Source organism: Streptomyces sp. SD15 (assembly GCF_054462255.1).
Genome location: NZ_JBTLMO010000113.1, coordinates 1 through 5,914, shown reverse-complemented (window position 1 = coordinate 5,914; position 5,914 = coordinate 1). Strand labels below are relative to the sequence as shown.

Here is a 5,914-nt window from a genome sequence, read left to right as displayed (position 1 = left end):
ACCATCGCTGCCACACCGCACTCGAAGGCCAGCCCCCGATCAGCCGCGTCAACAACCCTGCGGGTCAATACACCTAGCCCGCTGCCCCCGAGCGGTTCTCGCGAGGTCGGATCAGGCCGGAGGCCGCGGGGCGTTCGACGAACTGTCCGCGTTCGAAGCGGGCTCCGGCGCGGACGAGAGCGAAGCCAGTGAGCCTTGGGCTCAGTGGCTCTGTCCCGGGTTGCCCTGCGGCAGGCTCGCCGCCTCGGCGGCTTCCGCGGTCACGTGGGCGGCGGCGCGTGCCGCTCTTCCGCTCACCCGCCAGGCGAGCATGCGCAGCGCGGTGGCCGGGGCGGGCGGGAAGACGCCGAGCTGGCCGAGCATGGTGATGTCGTCGCGCACTGCTTCGTGTCCGACCACCTTGCCGTCGCGTAGTTCGAGCACGTGGATCTGTTCGAAGTCGATGTCACGTCCGGTGGGGGGTATGGCCTGGTCGAGCGCGCCGTCACGAAAGCGGACGAAGGGGCCTGTGTGGCGGCCCCGCATGCGAAGTCGCACCCAGACCTGCTCGTCGTTGCGGGCGATGCCCAGGACGGGGAAGCGCAAGTCGTCGAAGGCGGAGCGCATCCACGCGCCGGAGGCGAGAACTCCCGGCGGCCCGGGGAGCGCGCAGGCCGTGGGTGACACGGCTGCCTCGCGGTTGCGGAAGTCCTGGTGGACCACGTCGGTGGCCAGAGTCGGATCCCCTGTCTCGAGGATCCGGAAGAGTCCGTGGGCCAGGTCCGTCGTGTTCATTCCCATTGCGTTGATCCCTTTCGCCGGCTGTGCGATCTGTGGGGTGACGCCGATCGATCCGATGGGCGGGCGGCGCGGTTGCGGCCCGCGCCGCGTGCGAGATCGATCACCTACTATTGAGGTTATAGCACGCCTAATGAATTCATCGGCCTAGGATGGACGTCATGCCGTCCAAGCGCTCGTACGTCTCCCCGCTGCGCGAGCAGGCCGCGGCACGGACGCGTGCACTGATCCTTCGACATGCCACGGAGCTGTTCGCCGAGCGCGGCTACGGGCGGGTGACCGTCGCCGGCATCGCTGCGGCGGCCGGCGTCGCCTCGAAGACCGTCTTCGCGAGCGTCGGGAGCAAGGGCGACATCCTCGATCGCATCGTCGACCAGGGCGTGATCGCCTCTGGTTACGAGCAGGCCATGAAGGACCTGCTCGCCCTGCGAACACCGGAGTCGGTCCTGGAGGCCCTGGCCCATGGCACGCGGATGGGCAACGAGGGTCAGTTCGCAGTGCACGAGGCGATCCGCAAGGCACTGCCCGTCCACGAGAACGGCGAGGCCCTGTGGGAGCGTGCAACCGCGGCCTACCGGGACGCACTCCACACCACCGCCCAGCACCTGCACACCCTGACTCCGCCGCCCCCCTACTCGGTGAAGGAGACAGCCGACCTCCTCTGGTACTGGTTCGGTCCCACCGGCTGGCGAACGCTCGTGGTCGACAACGGCTGGTCATGGGACCGCGCCGAGGACGTCCTGTGCCGCACTGCCGTCGCCACACTTCGCTGACATCGATCGCCGGAAGTCGTCTGTCCGGCGACGCTTGCCGGACGCCGGACGCCGGACGCCGGACGCCGGACGCCGGACGCCGGTCGGTGGCATGGCATCGTGACGGCCGGCACGATCCGGCGGCCTCCAGGCCGGCGGCGTCGTGGGGGGACCCGGCTCCCCTCATCTTCGTGTGGTCCATGGTCCGAAGCGCCTGGCGTCACGATCACCGCTTGGCGCCTCATGAGCGGGTGAGCCAAGCGGGACCGCCGCACGGTGCAAACGAGCAGCTACTCGCGTTCACCCATGGCGCTGTCGAGGCCGAGCTGGTGCTCCAGCTGGCTGCGAATCTCGGTGGGCAATTCGCCTGTTCGCGCCCAGTCGACGATCAGTTCGGCCACGTGCCGCAGCTTGATGTTGGTGTTCTGGGAGGTGCTCCGCAGCACGTCCCAGCCCTGGTCGGGAGTCAGCTGTCCTACTGCGAGGACGACCCCGATGGCCTGATCGACAACGGCGTGCGAGCGCACTGCCTCTTTGAGCTGGAGGTTTTCTCCCTCCAGCCGCAGCACTGTGTCCATGGAGGTCTCCGGGCGCGCGGGAAGCTGGGGGAGTTGCTGTGTCGTGTCCGCTTCGGCCGTCAACGTCGCCTCCGGGGTATCGGGAGTCCGGCGTCAGTTCGATTCATCTCATGCCCAGGAATTCGGTGCCGTCACGCCGACTACGAAAGCCGGTCCGGCGCTGCGGCGTGTCCGTCACCCGAGGGTCGTGGCGACGTCGTCACCGGGCACCTTCCGGGGTGCGCGCCTGCGGGGGTGCCGTCTGCAACTGCTGGTTCCGGCTGCCGTGTTCGGCGTCGTGATGAGCAAGGAGGGCGAGGAGATCCGCCACCGTCGGCCCGGAGTCTGCCGGGTGCCGCAGGATGGTCCCCTCTTCGATCCGGTACTCGTTGGAGCGTCCTTGCCGGGTGTGGGTGAGATACCCGTCCTCCTCCAAATCCGAAATGATCTTCTGGACGGCCCGCTCGGTGAGCCGGCAGCGTGCGGCGATGTCGCGGATGCGGGTGGTGCGGTCCTCGGCGATCGCGGCCAGCACGCGGGCGTGATTGGTCAGGAACGTCCAGCCTTTATGTGACTCGGGTGCTCCGCGCATCACCTCAGGATAGACGAAGTATTCACGTATTGGAAAGTGTGAAAAGTTTTTCCGGTATCTCTTGATGGGTGAACGGTAGGGCGTGGACGCTGGCGGGGTCAGAGTCCGGCGGATGCCTTGGGCGGCATCAGGTCCGGGACCGGGAAGGATGTACTGCGGCGGGAGCCGAGGCGGCCCCGGCCGGACGAGCAGCCCAAGGTGCCGGATTCCGGCCCGGTCCGGGAGGTCCGCGAAGTGCGGGAGCCGGACGACGTGCCACAGGCTGCCGACGAGAGCGAGCGGCTGAGGCCGCACAACCTCCACGCTTCAGGAAGCAAACGCAGCGAGAACCAGGACGTTCCCCGAGGGGACCCCGCCACCAGGGGCTCCTTCGGAAGCGGCGGCCTTGGCAGGACGTGACCAGGTGGGAAAATGAGCCGATCCGACGACGCCCACGCCGACCAGGCCCCCGGGGCCGACGCATACGACGCCACCCCTTACCTGCCGAAGCGGGGCGGCCTCCCCGCGCTCCGGCGTGCGGCGGCGGAGTGCCGCGGCTGCCCCCTCCACGAGAACGCCACCCAGACGGTCTTCGGCAACGGCGCAGCCACGGCGCGGATCGTCCTCGTCGGGGAGCAGCCCGGAGATCAGGAGGACAAGCAGGGTGAGTCCTTCGTCGGCCCGGCCGGCCGGTTGCTGGACAAAGCCCTGACGGAGGCCGGGATCGACCGGGACGCCACGTACGTCACCAACGCGGTGAAGCACTTTAAGTTCACCCTCTCCGACGGCGGCAAACGCCGTATCCACAAGGCGCCGGACCTTCGGGAGCTGACCGCCTGCCGGCCCTGGCTCCGCGCCGAGCTGCACCTGGTCCGGCCGGACGTGGTGGTGGCCCTCGGCGCGACGGCCGGAAAAGCGCTGCTCGGACGGTCGTTCCGCGTGACCAAGGACCGCGGAACACTCCTTCCGCTGCCGGAGGACGAGGGACGGAACGAGGATGTCGAGTGCTATGTCGTGGCGACGCTTCACCCCTCGGCCGTGCTGCGTTCCGACGACAGGGAAGCCGCGTACGCGGGCCTGGTATCGGACCTGGAAGTCGCCGCGCGGGCGTTGCGGAAACGCCATTGAGAGCAGCGCCCGATGCCGTGTCCCAGTTTCTCGCCGATACTGACGACGAACAGTGAGGGCCAGGGCCTGTCCGGCGGATCATGCCGGAGATGCGGGGTCCGGCACGCCGATCTGCGGTTGTCGTCGGTTGCCGACTCCCCCAAGTTCTCGGCTTCGCTCGAACAGGGGGACCCCCATCGCGTCGACGTCCTCCTCCACCCTGCACCGTTGACGACTTCCCCGGGTCCGGCGGTCGACGGCACGCGGCCGGACCCGCCGCGGGGGTCGGGCGGGAGCGGGCGGGTACTCGGTCTGCGACATCGTGCGCCCCGGCGAGTGCGTCGTGCCGGGGCCGGCATCCCCTGGAAGGCGTGGGAAGGCGGCTCGACGTGGCTGACAAGGACCCGCTGCGAACGTATCGCGGCAAACGCGACTTCGACAGGACCGCGGAACCCCGCGGCCGGCCAGGAGCCGCTGACGAGGAGCCGCGCTTCGTGGTGCAGATCCATGACGCGAGCACGATGCACTTCGACTTCCGTCTCCAGGTCGGCGGCGTGCTGAAGTCCTGGACGGCAGAGAGGGCGGCGGTAAGGGTGAGGCCTGGCTGCTGGTGAAGGCCAAGGACGAACGGGCCCGCACCGACGGCCGGGCAACCCCCGATCCGCGCCGGGCAGGCTCGGTGCGCAGCGGCCGTACGCTCCACCAGGTCGCCGCGGAAAGACAAGGAGCTGAGGGGCGATGACCGATCTGCTGGGCACGCTGCCCGCGCAGGAGGCCGCACTGCTGCGCGAGGCACGGCCGGGCTGGGAGCTGGCCTCGGATCCCATGCTCGCCACGCTCAGCGACAAGCGGGACTTCCCGGGCGAGTGGATTTTTGAGCGGAAGCTGGACGGTATCCGTGTCCTCGCCGTCCGCGACGGGAACGGCGTCACGCTGTTCTCCCGCACCGGCAGACGCCTCAACGCCACGTATCCCGAGATCGTCGACGCGCTCGCCGCGCAGCTGTGCAAGGACTTCACCATCGACGGCGAGCTCGTGGCGTTCTCGCACGGCCGCACGGATTTCGCCCGCCTCCAACAGCGCATGGGGCTGAGCAGGCGCCGGGACATCGAAGCGAGCGATGTCGCCGTGACGTACTACGTCTTCGATCTCCTGCGACTGGAGGGCGCGGACACGAGGTCGCTGCCGCTGCGCACCCGCAAGTCCCTGCTGCGCCGTGCCCTGACTTGTCGCGCCCCGCTGCGTATGACGACCCACCGGAACGAGGGCGGCGCGGAACTGCTGGCCGACGCCTGCGCCCACGGCTGGGAAGGCCTGATCGCCAAACGCGCGAACAGCCGCTACCGACCGGGCCGTTCCGCGGACTGGCTGAAGCTCAAGTGCTCGCTGGGCCAGGAGTTCGTCATCGGCGGTTTCACCGAACCGGGCGGCAGCCGGGTCGGTTTCGGTGCGCTGCTGCTGGGCTACTACGAGGGCGACCGCCTCCGCTACGCGGGCAAGGTCGGCACCGGCTTCGACCGCCGCACCCTCCTCGGGCTGCGCGCCCGTCTCGATGAACTGAGCACCTCCGAGCCGCCGTTCGCCGACCGCGTTCGCGAAGTGCGTCCCCACTGGGTCGAGCCTGCTCTCGTCGGGCAGATCGCTTTCACCGAGTGGACCCGAGACGGCATGCTGCGCCACCCACGCTTCCTCGGCCTGCGCGACGACAAGACCGCGGGGGATGTCGTCCGCGAAGGTCCCTCCGCGCTCACCGCGGAATGAACGGACTCAGGGCGGACTGAAGAACGGATACCGGCGGCGTGGTGGACGGCGTTGCCGATGGCCGCCGCCGTACCGACGAACCCGATCTCGCCGATGCCCTTGCTGCCCCGTCGGGGGTTCGTCCTCGTGTCGATGGGCGCGAGTGGGGACTCACGGGACGCCGGGGCGGTCACGGGGGCGATGGCCTCACCGGAGTCGCTCCCGCAGGGCCTGGCGAAGCGAGGACCGGGACGGTCGGCGGTGCGGATACCCGGCCCTCGCTGGTGCTGGTCGGCGCTTAGGGCCTGTCCGGCGGATCAGGTCGGAGGGAAGCGGCGGTGCCTTGTCGGCGCAGGTGAGCGGGGTCTGGTGCGTCGAGCTGCAAGGCGGAGGAGGGCGTCGACGCGATG

At 69.5% G+C, this 5,914-nt stretch carries 7 protein-coding genes and 1 pseudogene; 5 read left to right on the top strand and 3 right to left on the bottom strand.

Features of this window, described 5'->3' with window-relative positions:
- Positions 1-201 precede the first annotated feature (201 nt).
- A complete protein-coding gene (locus ACX28W_RS43520; protein WP_459005625.1) occupies positions 202-774 on the bottom strand; it encodes an ester cyclase in 573 nt (190 codons plus the stop codon).
- A 164-nt stretch (positions 775-938) separates the two neighbouring features.
- On the opposite strand from ACX28W_RS43520, the gene ACX28W_RS43515 reads away from it, so the two are divergent.
- Entirely contained in the window at positions 939-1,550 is a 612-nt protein-coding gene (locus tag ACX28W_RS43515) for a TetR/AcrR family transcriptional regulator (RefSeq protein WP_459005624.1), read from the top strand.
- Positions 1,551-1,819: 269 nt separating this feature from the next.
- Here the strand turns inward: ACX28W_RS43515 and ACX28W_RS43510 are convergent, their stop codons facing one another.
- Together ACX28W_RS43510 and ACX28W_RS43505 are read right to left on the bottom strand one after the other, a co-directional pair.
- Positions 1,820-2,107 carry an ANTAR domain-containing protein gene (locus tag ACX28W_RS43510; protein ID WP_459005626.1) on the bottom strand — a complete coding sequence of 96 codons (288 nt, stop codon included), beginning with the start codon at positions 2,105-2,107 and terminating at the stop codon, positions 1,820-1,822.
- 199 nt (positions 2,108-2,306) lie between these two features.
- Entirely contained in the window at positions 2,307-2,678 is a 372-nt protein-coding gene (locus ACX28W_RS43505) for a helix-turn-helix transcriptional regulator (RefSeq protein ID WP_459005623.1), read from the bottom strand.
- 117 nt (positions 2,679-2,795) lie between these two features.
- Between ACX28W_RS43505 and ACX28W_RS43500 the strand changes: the two genes are divergently transcribed.
- The 4 genes and pseudogenes from ACX28W_RS43500 to ligD all read left to right on the top strand — a co-directional run bounded on the left by ACX28W_RS43500 (position 2,796) and on the right by ligD (position 5,525).
- Positions 2,796-3,077 carry a DUF6479 family protein gene (locus ACX28W_RS43500; protein ID WP_459005622.1) on the top strand — a complete coding sequence of 94 codons (282 nt, stop codon included), beginning with the start codon at positions 2,796-2,798 and terminating at the stop codon, positions 3,075-3,077.
- 12 nt (positions 3,078-3,089) lie between these two features.
- The gene (locus ACX28W_RS43495) at positions 3,090-3,785 is read left to right on the top strand and encodes a UdgX family uracil-DNA binding protein (RefSeq protein ID WP_459005621.1); all 696 of its coding nucleotides are present in this window, start codon (positions 3,090-3,092) and stop codon (positions 3,783-3,785) included.
- A gap of 368 nt (positions 3,786-4,153) precedes the next feature.
- A pseudogene (locus ACX28W_RS43490) lies at positions 4,154-4,506 on the top strand (hypothetical protein).
- Positions 4,503-5,525 carry a non-homologous end-joining DNA ligase gene (ligD, locus tag ACX28W_RS43485; RefSeq protein WP_459005620.1) on the top strand — a complete coding sequence of 341 codons (1,023 nt, stop codon included), beginning with the start codon at positions 4,503-4,505 and terminating at the stop codon, positions 5,523-5,525. The pseudogene ACX28W_RS43490 and the gene ligD overlap by 4 nt, the downstream one beginning before the upstream one ends.
- Positions 5,526-5,914: the final 389 nt, after the last annotated feature.